Genomic DNA, 16,776 nt, shown 5'->3' with positions numbered 1-16,776 from the left:
GCAAAAGCCGTAATTACGCTATTTCAGCGTTAATTTTATGCTATTGCTCAATGTTTGATAAATGTTCTGCAATTCGGGCATATCGGTTAACATGCTCAAATGCGTAGTTAAAGTATTTTCATCAGCCCTGATTGCTGGACCGGTTTGCACATTTTCGGGCAGGTTACTCATTACCTTATCGGCTGTCTCTGCAATTAAAGGCCTGATGATGTCGAAATCTAAACCATTCTGATTTAAAATTTTATTGGCCAAAGCGTACAGGTGATTCGGAAAATTACAGGCAAATACGGCTGCAAGATGTAGTATTTTGCGCTTCTCACCATTTAGCTCATGCACCTTCCGACTCATTTTGGCAGCGAGATTTTTTAAAATCGCTAATTGAATTTCACCGTTTGCTTCGATGCAAATTGGAATATTTTCAAATGAAACCTCTTTATCTTTTGAAAAAGTTTGCAAAGGATAAAAAACGCCTGCTTTCCTAACTTGTGATGATAAAATGTTAATATCGGTAGTGCCAGAAGTATGTACCACCAGACCAGTTACATTGCTTAATGATCTAGCAATGCTTTCAATGGCATCATCCTTTACAGAGATGATATATAAATCAGCATATTGTTCAACTTCATTAAGATCGTTTATACCATCAGCTTCAATCGCTCCAGCCAATAATTTTGCATGATTTAAATTTGGACTGTATACCTGTACCACATCTTCACCTTCGACTTTTAATGCTTTTGCTAAATGTGTGGCAACATTACCCGACCCCAATAAAACGATCTTCATGATTTATGCGGTTTTAGCCTCTTTTCTCCTTCTAAAAATTGAAAGTAAGAAACCCACAACCATTACGATGGTACCAGCCCAGTATAAATTGATGAAAGGAAATTCAATTGCTTTAAAAACTACCCAATCTTTAGCTTGTTGAGGTTTTTCAAAAATCTGAAGCTCTACTTTTTTCTCATCTGGTAAAACCCTAGAAAAGCGGAATTTCAGATCTAATTCATCTATTTTACGAGCAAAATCGAAAGTATTGTTTCCTTTAATTAAGAAAATAGGTTCTGTGTTATAAACTTTACCTGCAGCATTCACCTCTAATGGTAAACCCACAGCATAATCTCCCTGAGCCAGGGCTAAATCTTTGGCGGTAGGTTTTCTATCTAAATCTTTAACGGTGACCACACCGCTTGAAGTATGAATGGTATCGCCTACTGAAACCTTAACAATGCGTGGTGCTTTATAATTTTCATCATCAGAATGTCCTTCATGATCGTCATGAGCGGTTTGTTTAACTGCAGCACTGGTAATATGCGTGTACACATCGTAAGTAAGGTAATGTTTAGTATCAGGAGAAGCAATTAAACCCATTTTTTCATTATCCTGAGTATGAGGGTGCAAATTGAAATCTTCTTTAACCTTACCGTCTTTATCTACAACCTTGAAATTAAGCGTATAAAAAGTATTCGGGGCCTGAGTAGTATCGCTCACATAAGTTACCGTGTACTTACCCATTTGTTTAGGCTCATTTTTATACAACATGATGTTTTCGCCAGGCTTCTCTGTTTTCTCGAAGTCTTTTACCGGGATAAAATTATTTGCATTAATAGATAAAGGTTTGTTGGTAGCGGCAGAAATTAAAGCACCTAAAACTAAGAAAGCAAAACCGATGTGCGCAATTGCCGATCCGGCCAATTTTACCTTTCCGCCAAAAGCCTGGTACAATACGCTGGCATTTGAAAGCACTGCAAACAAACAACTGAAAGTAATCAGGATGTACATGGTATTGGTATAAATATGAGTAACATATACCAAACCTGCTGTTAATACGGTTGTAAAGATAATTACAGATATCAGGCTGCTATAAAATTTGCGCGGATCTGTTCTTTTGTATTTTAAATATTGAGAGAAACCCGAGATCAGGGTGATTAATACGGCAAAAGGTGCCTGCCATTGATTATAGTATTTTACAGCATCGATTGGAGGAGAAAAGTTGGTTCCAAAGGCTTTGTTAAATACAGGAACCGAAGTGGAGAAGATCACCTGGATACAAGCGATGGTTACGACTAAAGCACCAATAAACATCCAGAATTCACGCGAATAGGTTTCTTCATCTTTGGTTGTGATCGGCAATTCTTTCCATCGCTTGATAATCAAAGCAACAGCCAATACCGCGAATACTACATTATATAAAATCAAGTGTCCAAACATGCCCATATCGGTAAATGAGTGAACAGATGTATCACCCAGAATACCACTACGGGTTAAGAATGATGCATAAAGCACCAATAAGAAACTTAAGAATACCAAAGCGATTGCGGTAAAATAAGCATGACCAGTATTTTTATAGGCAATCATCACGTGTACGGCACCAATTAAGGTTAACCACGGAATTAGAGAAGCATTTTCTACCGGATCCCAGGCCCAGAAACCGCCAAAATTTAGTGCCTCGTAAGCCCAGAACGAACCCATGATAATACCGGTACCCAAAACCATTACCGCAAAAAGCGTCCATGGCATAGCAGGCTTAATCCACTCTTTATATCTTTTCTGCCACAAAGCCGCAATCCCGTAAGCAAAAGGAACCACCATACTGGCAAAACCTAAAAACAAGGTTGGTGGGTGAATGACCATCCAATAGTTTTGCAACAACGGATTTAAACCTTTTCCATCGGTTATGAACTTCAGGTAATTTTTGTAATTTTCTGGATTTGCAAAAACAACTGGTGCCTGTGCCTTTAAATCCATTGCATCTCTTAACAGGATAAATGGAGAACTTCCGATGCGCTCGCCAAAAATTTCTACACCTAAAAGCATAGAGGTTAAAAACACCTGAGAGAAGGCCACAACCGTCATCACAGGGCTTTCCCATGATTTAGCTTTCCAGATCAATAATGCACCTAAAAAAGATTGCCAGAAAGCCCAAAGCCAAAAGCTTCCTTCCTGTCCTTCCCAAAATGCGGATATGATATAGTATACCGGAAGTTGTTTCGAAGAATGGGATTGAACGTAATAGTATTCAAAATAATGACCAAGTACGAGGTAGAACAAAATGGCACCAATGCCAATAATACTGGCAAAGTTAACCAGGTATCCAATCCGGCCTAGGTTACGCCAGGATTTATCTTCTAGATTTTTATCGCGACTGGCAAAAAAATACGATATGGTTGATAGTAATGATGCACTAAAAGCCAGAACAATAAAAAACTGTCCGATTTTACCTGGTAACAGGTGTTCGCCTACAAATTGAATATCCATTAAAATTAGTTATATTTTTTCTCGCCGTACTTACCTACAGTATCTACTTTGCCATCTTTATTAATCTCTACCAGATTATCATTATACTTAGAAGGGCATTTCATTAAAATTTTCGATGCGTAGAATTTATCGTTATCCATTTTACCAATAAGCACCAATTTTTCTGATTTTTCGAAATCCTGTGGTTTGGTACCTGCATAAATAACCTCTCTCACTTCTCCTTTTTCGTCTTTCATATGGAATGAAAAATGGTTCGCATCTTTTACGGCATCATAATAAGTACCCATTGATTTTACCCAATAGCCCATAACATGCTCCTCCTTTTCAGAAAGGGTGGCCTGTTTAAAATTAGAATAGGTGTCTGTATTTGCATTTAAGCTAAATAAAATTCCTACAGAAATTGCGATGGTAATTAATCCAATGATTGCACTTTTCTTCATGGTTTATACTTGTTGTAAAAGCTGGCAACAAAGATAGAAAAATAGGCTTAGCCAGCATTCTTTTACATTTTTCTTGTCTTTATATTGACAATCATCTGATTTTTGAAGCGATATATTTTTTCCAAAGCCCATATTTATAATTAATCTAATGAAACTTTTAAATCATTTAAAAGTTTATATTGAAATTATTAAGTTTGGTCATTCAGATAACCATTCCTTTTATTTTCCACAGTAAAACATAAACCGGATTAATATGAACTTGAAACAGTTTTATAAGCTTTTGTTATTTATCGTTTTAATACCTGTTTTAAGCTCCTGCTTTGAGGTAATTGAAGAAATTTCAATGAAAAATGATGGTACAGGCGATGTTACGCTAACTATAAACCTAAGTCAAAGTAAAACCAAAGTAGCTTCAGTAATGCTGTTGGATAGCGTACAAGGTTATAAAGTACCTAGTAAACAGAAAATACAGCAAGAATTAAACGAAGCTGTGGCTTATTTGAGAAAATCAGAGGGTATTTCCAATGTAAAAAGTACAAGCGATTTTACTAACTACATCGCAACCATTAGCTTTTCTTTTAAAGATGTTTCCAATATCAATAACATCACCAAAAACATTCTTGCCCGGCAAAAAATAAGGGCAACCAATAGTTCATCTTATACCTATAATAAAACAACAAAGACCTTTAGCCGGAAATATCAGTCGATAGGTACTGCCAAAACAGAGTTCAACAAATTAAAAGCCAAAGACAAAGCGGTTTTTAACGGCGCAACCTATACCAGCATCTATCGTTTCGAATCTGTTGTAACAAGTAGTAGCAATCCGGCATCAAATGTATCAAAATCTAAAAAAGCAGTGATGTTAAAAAGCAGCATCACAGATCTTATTAACGGCAAAATTAACGTATCTAATACTATACAACTATCTAAATAATAATCACAGCTGATCCGCAACTCCACAGGTTGCATAGCGCATAGCACAAATTACCCATGAAAAAAATTCTATTTTCCTTCTCACTCCTGCTATCATTTAATTTAGCCAAAGCACAAGATTTGGTAAAAAAAATACCTGCAGATGCTTTTACCGTTGCCACCATTAAGGGCGATAATATTTTTAAACTCATGTTTGTAAAAGATTTTAATGAATCTTTTCTGGGCAAGAAATTACTGACCGAAACTTCAAAATCGCTTGATAAAAATTTTACCAGCATAGAAGATTTTGGAATTAACCTGGAGAAAAACATGTATTACTTTAACCAGTTAAGTGATAGTATTACCTACAACTGTTTTCTGATTCCGATAAAAGATGCTAACAAATTTGAAAGCCTGATTGAAAATAAACAGAAAAAATTTACGCAACAAGGCGATATCCGTACGATGATTATGCCAGATAGCACGAGCATAATTAAATGGAACAATAACATGCTGTATTTTGTAACGGGAAGCATTAGCAGTTCTTTTTTTGCCGATTCTGCCAAATCTGCCCGTTATGGAATTAAGGATGTCAGGTTTCTGCGTGATGATGCCATGGTTACTGATAGTGTGGCTATTGATTCAGCTTATGCGATAACAGATGCACCTATGGTCGAGGTAATTGATGCACCACCAGTAGTTGAAAAAGTAAAAGTGCAGAAAAAGCCTGTTAAAAAAAACACTAAAAAATCTGTTAGAACAAAAAAAGCAGGCAAAAAGAAAACGACCAAAAAAGCTAAAAAAACCCAGGATGACACAGATTTTGATCAGCCTGTAGCGTTAGCAACAGATACGGCAGGCAACATGGCTCCTGATGATGTGGATGAACAATACGATACCTATCAGCAAGAACGTACAGAACAGGATGCCAAGAAAAAAAGGCTGGCTTTAGTTTGGATGACCGCCCAGGCCGATCAAATTTTTAGTGGGAATTATAGGTCTATCGAAACCAATAAGTCATACACGGAAAGTTTAGATAACAAAGCTATTGCAGAACTTTGGGTTTCCAGCCTTCAAGATGCTTATAATGCAATTTCTCCAACCTTCGGCAGCTATGGTAAAGCAGGCTTAATGAAAGGTTATGGCAGCTTAAATGCAAAACTTTTTATGGACAATAAAAGTTTCCGCATCTCAACAGGTATGGAATTATCGCAGGAACAAGCAGATTCCTATAAAAAAATCTTAAATAGAAAGTTAAACAAAAAGTTTTTAAAATATGTGAACAGCGAAAAAGCACTTGGCTTTATGAGCTATTCTATTGATACCAAAGCTTATCTGGAAGAATTCCCTAAATTATTAAAACAAACTTATGGTTCTTTTATGGGGGCTAAAATGGATGAAGAAATGGACCTGGGCGCTGATCTGATTTCACTTTTGTTAGATGAAGAAGCAGTTAGCAAAGTTATTAAGGGCGACGCCTTGTTTGTAATTAACGGGTTAAATACAAAAGAAGTTACGTATACCTCTTATGACTACGATGACGATTACAATCAGAAAGAAGTAACAAAAACAAAAAATGAAACTTTACCTGATTTCCTTTTCATGTTTTCTTCCGAAGATACCAGATTGATCAATAAACTGATTAAATATGGTGTAAACAAAAACCTGGTAAGTGCAGATGGCAACATTTATAAAGTAATGGAAAAGAAAAGTCCGATCGACATTTACTTCCAGATTAAAGATGGCATTGTGTTTTTTGGCAATTCATTAGCTGAAATGCAGGGCATTCAGAACAATCAATACAGCAGCAATAAACTAAGTAAAATGCACAAGCAACTATTGAGCAAAAACAATTTCAGCTTTTTATTTAATGCTCAAAACCTCGTAGGCAAAGTGCCTGCATCTGAAATTGGCGGTGAGGAAACTGCTAAAAAGTTCAATAGCACCTTAGAAAAAATGGGTAATGTATACATGAAATCGAACCCGATTAAGGGCAGATTGGTTTCAGCAGATATTAGTGCAGAAATTCCGAACGGACATGAAAATGCATTGAAATATTTGTTTTCGTTAATTGAAAATGCGGCAAAGTAGTTCCGTTAGCAGTTTTTAGTTGGCAATTGCAGTTAACTGACAGAAACAATTAACAGATAATAATTAGTTTTCAATCAACAGTTGGCAACCAGCAGTTAACCGATTTAAACCCTTAACCGATTAACCTTATTATGGTGAAATTTTTAAAAATAACAGCAGCGATACTTGTATTGCTGCTTCTTTTTTACTTTGGCTTTTTTAAATACAGGCAAATCCAGGCCAATAAAGTATTAATTCCTGCAACTACTGAAACTTTATTAAAAATAAATGTGGATGAGTTATACAAAACCATTGCGGTTAGTTACCTCAAACACCCCAGTCAATATGATGAAGCAGACAAGAAAGGAATTAAAGAAAAGGTTAATGATTTAAATACAGGCTTAAAAATTCCTGCCAACATTTATATCTACGCTTTAAAAGGAACGATTCAACATACTTTTTTTACGCGTTTAGAAATAACAGATAGTTTGGCCTTTAACCGCTTTGTACTGAAAAAACTCTCCTTAATAAAAAAAGACAGTAATTTCTTTCAATCAGCCGACTCAACAATTTGCCTCTTGTTGAATAAAAAAACGGTAGCACTAGCATTTACGCCTAAAAAACAATCTGTAAAAAAGGTTTTGGAAGAAATATTGGCTCAGAAAAACATGGTTAAAATTAGCGATAGCAAATTTGAGCAACTGGCAGGATTTTCCGATCACTTGTCTTTTCAAAATGCAGAAAATTTGAGCAGGATTAATTTTAATGATGGAAAAATTGCTTTGCATAGTGAAATGGTAAACAAGTGGTTCGAACCTGCTGCTCAGCCTAAACACCGGATTTTAAATTCAGAAAGTACGGTGAATATGTGGTTAAACGGAAAATTTAAACCTGATTTATCTAAAAAGAACACTGCGGTTAGCTCATCTCCATTTTCAAAAGACAACTTTTTGAAGTTTTATAAAGGTTATCTGGATTTTGAATGGACAAACACCATTACGCAAGTAGATACCATTGTCGGCTATGAATATAATGATGACTTTGAGCAGGTGGAAAAAAAAATACTTCAAGACCGTAAGATTCCGTCAATTACGATAAATTTAAATGCCGACGATAAAGCAGTGAGTAATTATCTTAAATCGCTAGGCGCATTAGATCAATCTACCGGAAAGATTAGCAGCGCAATGATTCCTTTATACCAGTTCTATTTCAATGGCAGTAATGGTAATGTTCAATTAAGTACGATTAAAAGCGCTAGACCCGATTTAAAAAGGGCATCATCTGAAGAATTCTTCTATTTTAAAGTTGACTTTAAAAAATTGATCAATCAAACATCAATACCCTTAATTGCAGATAAGCTGGGTACTTTTAGTCAACTGGAGATCAAAGCAAAAAATTCAGGAAAAGATAAAATTAAGTTAGAGTCGGAACTTTTATTTTTAAATGAGGACAGTAACGCCTTGATCCAACTTTTAAAGGTGTTTAAAAATGGATTCAAAAGTTCGTTAAATTTTAATTTCAATGTTGATATTCCGGCAAGCAGCAAGTAAGTATTTCCCGCAGATTCAAGGTGGTTTACGCAGATAACTGTCCATTGTACCTAAACCTGATGGGACGGATGCCAATTCCTTCAATTGGCAGGAGGTACAGCAGGAGTAACCCACCCCTATGCAATACAGGCTATTCGTTTCCAAAACAAAAAAAGCTGGAAATGGCTTACGTAGCCAGTGAAAGATTCAGATCGGATTTGTGATGACGAACTTATTCACAAAAAAGCCTTGCAGTTTAATTCTGCAAGGCTTCATAAATGACAATTGGTTGATTACGGCCAAACACCCAAGTTCATGTAAGAAACCGCAATTTTATCGATCGAATTAACGAAAGCAGCAGTTCTTAAGGTTTGTGTACCTGGTTTGGTCATTAAAGTTTCGCGGATTTCGTGGTACGAATGAATCATCGTATCTTCTAAACCAGAGTTAACCAGTTCCATTTCAGATGCGCCTTTCACAATCATTAAACGGTGCTCCGGAAGGATCGTTTTACCGGTTAGGTTTTCTAAAGTATTGATTAGATTAGCATTTGAATTAGCGGCATAACGATTTTCCATACGGCCAAAAGCCACATGTGAAAGGTTTTTCAACCATTCGAAATAAGAAACCGTAACACCACCTGCATTGCAATACATATCAGGAATGATAATACCACCCATTTCGGTAAAAATGGCTTCAGCTTCTGGCGTAGTTGGTCCGTTTGCACCTTCAGCAATAATTTTTGCTTTGATATTGCGAATATTCAGTTCTGTAAACTGGTTTTCTAAAGCTGCCGGAACAATGATATCACAATCTTGCTCCAAACCTTCCATTGAATTTTTAAAGCTGGTAGCTCCAGGGAAATCTAAAATTGAACCCGTGTTTTTACGGTGTGCAAAAACCTCGTCAACATTTAATCCGTTAGGGTTGTAAATAGCACCCTCAAACTCGCAAAGGCCAACAATGGTAGCACCAAATTCAGCTAAAAATTTAGCAGAGTGATAACCCACATTACCTAAACCCTGAACAATTACTCTTTTATCGCCTAAACCCGCTTTAAAGCCAATTTTAGCCATATCTTCTGCAACATCAACACATTCACGTACAGCATAAGCTACACCACGGCCTGTAGCCTCTTTACGACCACGGATACCGTGTAAAGCAATTGGCTTACCAGTAACACAACCCAATGCATCGAGCTGACCTGGGTTCATAGTCATATAAGTATCGGCAATCCAGCTCATTTCGCGTTCTCCAGATCCATAATCAGGAGCGGGAACATCAATACCAGGGCCAATAAAGTTTTTCTTAATTAATTCTGTAGTATAACGACGGGTAATGGTTTCTAACTCCGCAACACTATATTGTTTAGTGTTGATTTTAATACCGCCTTTTGCACCACCAAATGGAACGTTAACTATGGCACATTTGTAAGTCATTAGGGCAGCAAGCGCCATAACCTCATCCTCGTTTACCATTTCACTGTAACGGATACCACCTTTTGTTGGGCTCATGTGGTGAGAGTGCTCTACTCGCCAGGCATCAATTACTTCAAAACCATTTCCACGGCGGATTGGGAACTGGAAACGATATACACTATTACATGTTTTAATCTGGTTCAATAAACCTTCTGGATGATTGGTAAATTGAGCCGCACTGTCAAAGTTTTTACAAACATCTGCAAAGAACTTGTTCTCGTCTGCTAGATTAGCCATTATTTATTTTTTATATTGAATAAGTTTTCGGTGCAAAATTGCCTAAAAAAAATGCACATATCCAAATGCAAAAACACTTAGTGTACAGCTAACACCACCTTCTAAAGCAAATGCATAAGGCTTTATACCGATTATGCAAATCTGTTCAAAAACAACTTTGAAACAGGTTTAAACGCGGATATATCCATCCGTTAGCAGGAATAAAACGACTAGTTTGATAGGTTTTATTATGACCAAATCTGATTAAAAAAAATTATAAAAAAAATATCCACACGGCCATTTTATTACGATACTGATCAATCCAAGGTTAAAAACATCATACCAATTACGAATATCATAATTTTACAGCATAAAAAAGGAGATCAATATAATTGATCTCCTGTAAAAAATTTTCCGGGCTATCGCCGTCCGACCTTTATTTACTTATCGATGTGATTTTCTTTTTCGATTTTCTTCAATTTTTTATCTATCGAGAAAAGATAAGCAAGTAAACCAACCAGTATAATTACGATACAGATGACCACAACATAAATTTTTCCGTTACTGCGTAGGCTATCAGCCATTTCAACGCCATTATCCTGTGCAAATAACTGCAAGGTAGCCATCATCAATATCAGGGAGAAAAGTATCTTTTTCATTTTAGTTATGTTGTTGTTTGTTTTCTATTGAACGTATTCTGAAACGAATGGTATATACCCAGTAGCCGATTAAAATCCAGCCTAAACATGCAGGGTAAAATACCATGCGCATGCGGCTATCTAAATCGTAACTGTTGAAACCTGGATTACCGCCATTGCCTGGGTGTAAAGAATCTTTTAAGCGGGGTAAAACAAAAAGTAATACCACCATCATTGGGAAAGCAAAAATATTGTAAATGGCCGAAATCTTTGCTCTTTTTTGTTCCTCATCAATTGCATTCCTTAAAATTAAGTAAGCAAAATAAAGCAATATAGAAATGGCGGCAAAATTTTGTTTAGGATCGAAACTCCAAAACTGTCCCCAGGTAAATTTCGCCCAGATGGCACCAGTTACTAAACCTAAAAGACCAAAAACAATACCGGCATTTACGCTCTCTACAGCCTTTATATCATCAATTTCACTTTTGGTGCTCAATGATTTTACGCTGTAAAAAACAGAGATCGAAAACAGTACAATCATCGCAAACCACATGGGAACGTGGAAATAAAGATTTCTAATTGTTTCATTTAATATCGGTAAACGGGGTACGCCAAGCAACAATCCTGCAATCGCAGTATAAATTACCAGAACTGAACCTAAAATTTTCCACCAGGTTTTATGCATACATATATAATTTTGAATGATTGAGTTTTGAATGAGAGAATGGTCTTTTCTTCTTAATTAATAATCCTAAAGGATTTCTCGTTCAAAACGCAATCATTCTTTCATTCAATCATTTCTTTAATCCCTCCAAAGGTAAGGAAATAACAATAAAGACGTGGCTACCATAAGTACATTCACCACCAGTAACATTGCAATTTCATCATAACTATTTTCCCATGGCAAGCCATCAACAGCATTTTTAGCCAGTTTAATTAATAAAATCAATACCGGAATAATAATAGGAAAGCTCAAGATGGCCATTAACATCCCGCCATTACCGGCCTTGCTTGCAATAGCCGATACCATAGTAAATACGGTAGAGAAACTGATACTGCCCAGTACCACAGCGACATAATATAGCAACAAATCGGGCGGCGTAAAAGAATCAAAAACTAATGTATAAAAGCCTAAGGCGATTGTGGTCAATACCAGCATCAGAAGGATATTATACACGGTTTTAGAAATTAAAACCGCAGCCGGACTGGCCAAAACATAACTATACAACTGCTGACCTTTGGTTTCTTGCAAAAAACTTTTCGATACGCCATTAATGGAAGCAAAAAGCATAATGATCCAAAACAACGCATTCCAGGTTAATTTATCACCCAGGCTAACAAAAGAGAGGTAACAGGTAAAAATAGTAGAAACCACATAAAGCAACACACCGTTAATGGTATATTTGGAGCGCCACTCTAACAATACTTCCTTGTGAATTAAATATTTAACCTCTTTGGCCAATTGCATAACCGCAAAGATACTTTTATTGCTAAATATTGCATGCCAAAATTGTTGTATTGTTGTAATTTTGTTTGGCAACTCATTTAGCCACGAAGACGCGAAAAGAGATTTAACCACGGATGAAAAGGATAAATACAGGTATATTTTTAAAGCAGTATAATCGGGATTAATGGCATTAAAATTTTATTTGCCATGGAGGCACAGAAGACACGGAGAAAGACTATTAACCACAGATGATAAGGAAAAACACAGATGCTATTTTTTCGAAGTAGCATAAACAAAGTTAAAGGCATTTAAAATTTAATTAAACACGTAGACTCACAAAAATAATATGCATAAAAATCTGTGTTCATCCATGTAAATCTGTGGTAAAATAGAAATATGAACTACGCATCAGTTATAGAAACACCTATTGGTAAATTAATCATCCTGGCTGATGAGGATTTTGTGCATGCCGTTACTTTTGAAGAAAAGGATATTGCTGATTTGACAGAAAACGAACTGACCGTAAAAGTTGCCAACCAATTAAAAGAATATTTTAATGGAAATCTTCGGGATTTCGATTTCGCGATAAAACAGAAAGGAACTGAATTTCAGCACGAGGTTTGGCAGGATTTATTGAACATACCGTTTGGCGAAACCACCACTTACGCTAAATTTTCTGCGCACAATCCATTAGCGATAAGGGCTATTGCCGCAGCAAACGGAAAAAATAACATTGCCATCGTGGTGCCGTGCCACAGGGTAATTGGCAGTAACGGCAAACTAGTAGGCTATGCAGGTGGTTTATGGCGTAAGCAATGGCTGCTACAATACGAGCGTGAAGTTGCCCAAAAAGGACAAACCGAATTAAAATTTTAAAACCATATTTTTGAAGATGAATACGAGTCAAGCCGGAACACCAAACAATTACCTGAAAGCAATTCGTTTAATTAACGTTGAAGGAGATCAATGCGCCTTCGAGATTGGCAAAATCCCTATCCGTCAACACATTAATGCCAATTATTTTTTTGCCCAAACTGATGTATCTACTTTAGAAAACATCCCACATCCGGCCCCCCGCCGTCAATATGTGATTACATTGAAAGGTAAACTCCGTTTTACTGTAAGCAATGGCGAATCTTTTATCATTGAGCCGGGGATTTTACTCATCGCAAATGATATTGCCGGAGTGGGCCATACCTGGGAAATTATAGATGGCAGTGAATGGGAAAGAATCTATATTCCGTTAGATGAACATACAGAAGATTATTTTATAGCTGATTAAGATCATTCAAAACCAACATTAAGTCATTTCGTAAGTCATATTAAACCCGATGATACGATGAAAATGATCTGCTCCCTACTTTTAGTTCTTTTCGCCTATTTACCTGTGGAAAAAAATGTTCCGGTAGCCAAATTAGATTTAAAAAAATATGCAGGAATCTGGTATTCGTTATATGCTATCCCTACCATGTTTGATAAAGGGAGCCGCGAAACCACTACTAAATATACCTTAAATAAGGATGGCTACTATAATATGATCACTACTTATAAAAAAATTGGGGATGATAAGGTTTATTCCAGAAGTTCGAAAATGTTCCCGTCAGAAGATGGATATCACGGTGAGTTACAGGCACAATTTATCTGGCCAATAAAGGTCGACTATTGAATTATCGAACTGGCGGATGATTATTCTGATGTTGTTGTAGGCCATCCTGATCATAAATTTTTATTCATCATGAGCCGCAACCAGACAATGCCGAAGAAAACCCATGATGAAATTGTAGCCAGATGCAAAGCTAAAGGATACGATATAGCTAAATTAACCCCGCAGTGGTGTGAGAAAGCTTAAGCTACTATTTTTTCGCCACGTTTAACGCTGAAAAGCATAAATATAACACCAACCAAAAATACAATCCAGCCCCATTGGAAATGAACAACTTTGCCGATCAGTTTATTGGCGAAGCCATATTTAGTATAATTATTTGCAGTAAAATAAACAGCAATAACAGCTAAAATATACCAGATAGCCATAATAAAACTCATAAAGCGGAATGCTCCAACCTTTCTGATAAACAGAAACAGCACAGAGATAGCGATAATGGCATAGGTGATTAAAAATAAACGCGCATCAGATTGATATAAGTTCCAATTGCCTTTAATGGGCACTTTTAGCATGGGGCAGAAACCTGCAATAACGCATAACAAAATGCCTAACCAAGCCCTGAATTTGTTTAATACTAACATAGTTAAAAATGATTACACTGATTTTAACGATTCCACTGATTGGTAATTGTTTATAATGGAAATTAATGGTTTAATCGCTAACTTACCTGGTATTTTTTAATGACTAATGACTAATGACTAATGACTAATGACTAATGACTAATGACTAATGACCAACCTACTGCCCTTCAATAATCCCCATCTTATCTGCAAAGTGAGCACAATAGTCGCGCAAATCTTCGACAATCAGTGTTTCGCCAGTTGCTTTTAAAAAGCTATCGCCCATGGTTTGAAGCGTTTCATAGAAAAAACGTTTCATTTCATCAACAGGCATATCTTTTGTCCAAAGATCTATTTTTAATGTATTCTTATAATTATGATCCCAAACTGATAAAAATAAAGCCTTTGCAGGCACTTTATCCGCATTTCCAGAATCTGTACTCTCCCAAAGTATGTTATCCGGGTTGTTGCCTTCATCTAACTCAACCGTTAGTTTTATTTCTGCTTTTTTCATTTTTAATATTGATTTCATCGATTTAACAGATTACTCCGATTTAGAACGACTAATTTTTACGGATGCAAAGATGCTTAATATTAATTTTACTTCATCGCAGCTTTAAACTACTTTTTGTAATATTACCATCAAGATTGCCGCAATAACGATAAATATCAATTCTACTATCCAAATACGCTTAATGTCTTTCAAAGTGAAGCGAAAAATCATATCTGTAATAAAGGTTACAAGAATAAGGCAACCTAAAACAAGAAGGTAAAAACCATCCATATTTACATGACGTGGTGCTGTACTTTTCTCCGAAAAGAGATTTACAACCACCAAGCCTAAACCAACGGCACTTACAATATTTAAAGGCGTAATCCTAAAGTTCATCTGTGTTTATTTATTTGTTTTCAATTGTCAGATGGAGCCTTTGACAATTGAAATAATTATTTAGAAATTAATAATTATTTTAATTGTGTCGGGTTCATTACTTTTTCTTATCGAATTTTTTGCCTTTTTTAAAGCTCTTTACTTGTTTACCTGCCTTTGCTTTGGCTTTCTCTCTCACCTTTTTCTCTATTGCTGCAGCATGCTTTTTCTCGTGGAAAGCCCCTTGAAAATCAGGATCTTCCTTACGTTTTTGCAAATCAATTTCTTTAGCTATCTGCTGGCGCTCCTCATAAGCGGTTTCTTCAATAAAGACACCCTGTGGTACTTCTTCCACCGGGATTGATTGACGGATTAGTTTTTCAATTTTACGGATATAATATTTTTCACCATCGGTAGCAAAAGTTATTGCATCGCCCTTAGCAAAAGCTCTACCAGTACGGCCAATGCGGTGAACATAATCTTCAATAATAATGGGTACATCAAAATTGATCACGTGGCTTACATCACTCACATCAATACCCCTACTCGCCACGTCTGTAGCCACTAAAACCCTAATATTTCCTTCTTTAAAGCTATTGATAGAATTGATTCTGGTATTCTGACCTTTATTGGCATGGATTACACGAACATTCTCGGCACCATATCTGCGTTCAATGAAACTAAAAATATTATCGGCAACTGTTTTAGTTTTACAGAAAATGATCAGACGCGTAAATGCCTCATCATCCTTGAGTAAATGTTGCAGCAGATTCAGTTTGGTTTTAAAATTCGGAACATAATACAGCGTTTGCGTTACGTTTGCTGCCGGGGTTGCCTGTTCTGAAGTTTCAATAATAGTTGGATTTTTCAGGAAATCGCCTGCTATTTTCTGCACCAGATCGCTCATTGTTGCAGAAAATAATAGATTCTGGCGTTTGCGGGGAACAATTTCCAATATTCTATGGATAGAGCCGATAAAGCCCATATCCATCATTTTATCGGCCTCATCCAGCACCAAAAACTTTAAGCTTTGGGTATTAATATCACCCGTTAAATATAAATCAAGGAAGCGGCCTGGTGTAGCAATCAGGATATCAACACCTTTTGCCAGCTGCTCTTTCTGTGTTTTAGGTCCAATACCTCCAAAAATAACCAGCGAGCGCAGGTCGGTATAAGTAGAAAACAGTTTTACCTGTTCTTCAATCTGCATCGCGAGTTCGCGAGTTGGCGATAAGATCAAAGCACGTATGTTTTCACCTTGCGCATATTTCAGCTGCATTAAAATAGGCAATACAAAAGCAGCCGTTTTTCCGGTTCCGGTTTCGGCAATTCCAAAAAGATCCTGTCCGGATAATATGGGTGCAATTGCTTTTTCCTGTATCGGCGTTGCAACGGTGTAACCTGCATCGGCCACAGCATTTAAAATTTGCCTGTTTAACTTAAAGTCTTCGAACGATTTTGCCATAGCGCACAAAGATAGTTTATTTGAGCCGAAAAGGCTCAATTTAGTCCAGAGTTCGGAGTCTGAAGTCCGGAGTCTAGCGTTCATTTAAAATTTAAAGCTGTAAATCCATTATTTCAATTCAATAATTTGCAGTTACCAATTCAAAAAGTTAACTCATATTACCAATCTTCACCACCTAAACAGCCTAATTTCTTGGATCTCATATCTAACTTCTCAAATCTATTTTTACCTTTGAAAC

At 36.4% G+C, this 16,776-nt stretch carries 16 protein-coding genes and 1 pseudogene; 6 read left to right on the top strand and 11 right to left on the bottom strand.

Features of this window, described 5'->3' with window-relative positions:
- Nucleotides 1–18: 18 nt before the first annotated feature.
- From BLR60_RS10485 to BLR60_RS10475, 3 genes are read right to left on the bottom strand one after another with little or no spacing between them, the layout of a single operon-like run.
- Nucleotides 19–783, bottom strand: coding sequence for a Rossmann-like and DUF2520 domain-containing protein (locus BLR60_RS10485; protein ID WP_090499516.1), 765 nt, complete (start codon nucleotides 781–783; stop codon nucleotides 19–21).
- Nucleotides 784–786: 3 nt separating this feature from the next.
- Complete coding sequence (locus BLR60_RS10480) at nucleotides 787–3,252, bottom strand: heme lyase CcmF/NrfE family subunit (RefSeq protein WP_090499514.1); 2,466 nt, start codon at nucleotides 3,250–3,252, stop codon at nucleotides 787–789.
- 5 nt (nucleotides 3,253–3,257) lie between these two features.
- Nucleotides 3,258–3,692, bottom strand: a complete 435-nt coding sequence (locus BLR60_RS10475; protein ID WP_090499512.1) for a cytochrome c maturation protein CcmE domain-containing protein — start codon at nucleotides 3,690–3,692, stop codon at nucleotides 3,258–3,260.
- A gap of 253 nt (nucleotides 3,693–3,945) precedes the next feature.
- On the opposite strand from BLR60_RS10475, the gene BLR60_RS10470 reads away from it, so the two are divergent.
- The 3 genes from BLR60_RS10470 to BLR60_RS10460 all read left to right on the top strand — a co-directional run bounded on the left by BLR60_RS10470 (nucleotide 3,946) and on the right by BLR60_RS10460 (nucleotide 8,224).
- Nucleotides 3,946–4,626 (top strand): hypothetical protein, encoded by a 681-nt coding sequence (locus BLR60_RS10470; RefSeq protein ID WP_090499510.1) that lies wholly within the window; start codon nucleotides 3,946–3,948, stop codon nucleotides 4,624–4,626.
- Nucleotides 4,627–4,682: 56 nt separating this feature from the next.
- A complete protein-coding gene (locus tag BLR60_RS10465; RefSeq protein WP_090499509.1) occupies nucleotides 4,683–6,695 on the top strand; it encodes a hypothetical protein in 2,013 nt (670 codons plus the stop codon).
- 131 nt (nucleotides 6,696–6,826) lie between these two features.
- Nucleotides 6,827–8,224, top strand: a complete 1,398-nt coding sequence (locus BLR60_RS10460; RefSeq protein ID WP_090499507.1) for a hypothetical protein — start codon at nucleotides 6,827–6,829, stop codon at nucleotides 8,222–8,224.
- A 272-nt stretch (nucleotides 8,225–8,496) separates the two neighbouring features.
- On the opposite strand, the gene BLR60_RS10455 is transcribed toward BLR60_RS10460, so the two are convergent.
- From BLR60_RS10455 to BLR60_RS10440, 4 genes are all read right to left on the bottom strand, one after another.
- Nucleotides 8,497–9,918 (bottom strand): Glu/Leu/Phe/Val family dehydrogenase, encoded by a 1,422-nt coding sequence (locus tag BLR60_RS10455; protein WP_090499505.1) that lies wholly within the window; start codon nucleotides 9,916–9,918, stop codon nucleotides 8,497–8,499.
- Nucleotides 9,919–10,337: 419 nt separating this feature from the next.
- Nucleotides 10,338–10,556 carry a CcmD family protein gene (locus BLR60_RS10450; RefSeq protein ID WP_167354720.1) on the bottom strand — a complete coding sequence of 73 codons (219 nt, stop codon included), beginning with the start codon at nucleotides 10,554–10,556 and terminating at the stop codon, nucleotides 10,338–10,340.
- A gap of 1 nt (nucleotide 10,557) precedes the next feature.
- Entirely contained in the window at nucleotides 10,558–11,220 is a 663-nt protein-coding gene (gene ccsA, locus BLR60_RS10445; protein WP_090499501.1) for a cytochrome c biogenesis protein CcsA, read from the bottom strand.
- Nucleotides 11,221–11,337: 117 nt separating this feature from the next.
- Entirely contained in the window at nucleotides 11,338–12,003 is a 666-nt protein-coding gene (locus tag BLR60_RS10440; protein WP_090499499.1) for a heme exporter protein CcmB, read from the bottom strand.
- A gap of 375 nt (nucleotides 12,004–12,378) precedes the next feature.
- Between BLR60_RS10440 and BLR60_RS10435 the strand changes: the two genes are divergently transcribed.
- The 3 genes and pseudogenes from BLR60_RS10435 (at nucleotide 12,379) to BLR60_RS10425 (ending at nucleotide 13,831) form a co-directional block, all read left to right on the top strand.
- A complete protein-coding gene (locus BLR60_RS10435; protein ID WP_090499497.1) occupies nucleotides 12,379–12,858 on the top strand; it encodes a methylated-DNA--[protein]-cysteine S-methyltransferase in 480 nt (159 codons plus the stop codon).
- 16 nt (nucleotides 12,859–12,874) lie between these two features.
- Nucleotides 12,875–13,264 carry a cupin domain-containing protein gene (locus BLR60_RS10430; protein WP_090499495.1) on the top strand — a complete coding sequence of 130 codons (390 nt, stop codon included), beginning with the start codon at nucleotides 12,875–12,877 and terminating at the stop codon, nucleotides 13,262–13,264.
- Between the two features lie 57 nt (nucleotides 13,265–13,321).
- A pseudogene (locus tag BLR60_RS10425) lies at nucleotides 13,322–13,831 on the top strand (lipocalin family protein).
- On the opposite strand, the gene BLR60_RS10420 reads toward BLR60_RS10425, so the two are convergent.
- The 4 genes from BLR60_RS10420 to BLR60_RS10405 all read right to left on the bottom strand — a co-directional run bounded on the left by BLR60_RS10420 (nucleotide 13,828) and on the right by BLR60_RS10405 (nucleotide 16,538).
- Complete coding sequence (locus BLR60_RS10420) at nucleotides 13,828–14,226, bottom strand: hypothetical protein (protein ID WP_090499493.1); 399 nt, start codon at nucleotides 14,224–14,226, stop codon at nucleotides 13,828–13,830. The pseudogene BLR60_RS10425 and the gene BLR60_RS10420 sit on opposite strands and share 4 nt — an antisense overlap.
- A 157-nt stretch (nucleotides 14,227–14,383) precedes the next feature.
- A complete protein-coding gene (gene gldC / locus BLR60_RS10415) occupies nucleotides 14,384–14,719 on the bottom strand; it encodes a gliding motility protein GldC (RefSeq protein WP_090499491.1) in 336 nt (111 codons plus the stop codon).
- 102 nt (nucleotides 14,720–14,821) lie between these two features.
- Nucleotides 14,822–15,094, bottom strand: coding sequence for a hypothetical protein (locus BLR60_RS10410; RefSeq protein ID WP_090499490.1), 273 nt, complete (start codon nucleotides 15,092–15,094; stop codon nucleotides 14,822–14,824).
- 97 nt (nucleotides 15,095–15,191) lie between these two features.
- Entirely contained in the window at nucleotides 15,192–16,538 is a 1,347-nt protein-coding gene (locus BLR60_RS10405) for a DEAD/DEAH box helicase (RefSeq protein ID WP_090499488.1), read from the bottom strand.
- Nucleotides 16,539–16,776: the final 238 nt, after the last annotated feature.

Source organism: Pedobacter terrae (genome assembly GCF_900100705.1).
GTDB classification, from domain to species: domain Bacteria; phylum Bacteroidota; class Bacteroidia; order Sphingobacteriales; family Sphingobacteriaceae; genus Pedobacter; species Pedobacter terrae.
The sequence above is the reverse complement of the archived record's forward strand: the minus strand, read 5'-3'. Positions and strand labels throughout refer to the sequence as shown.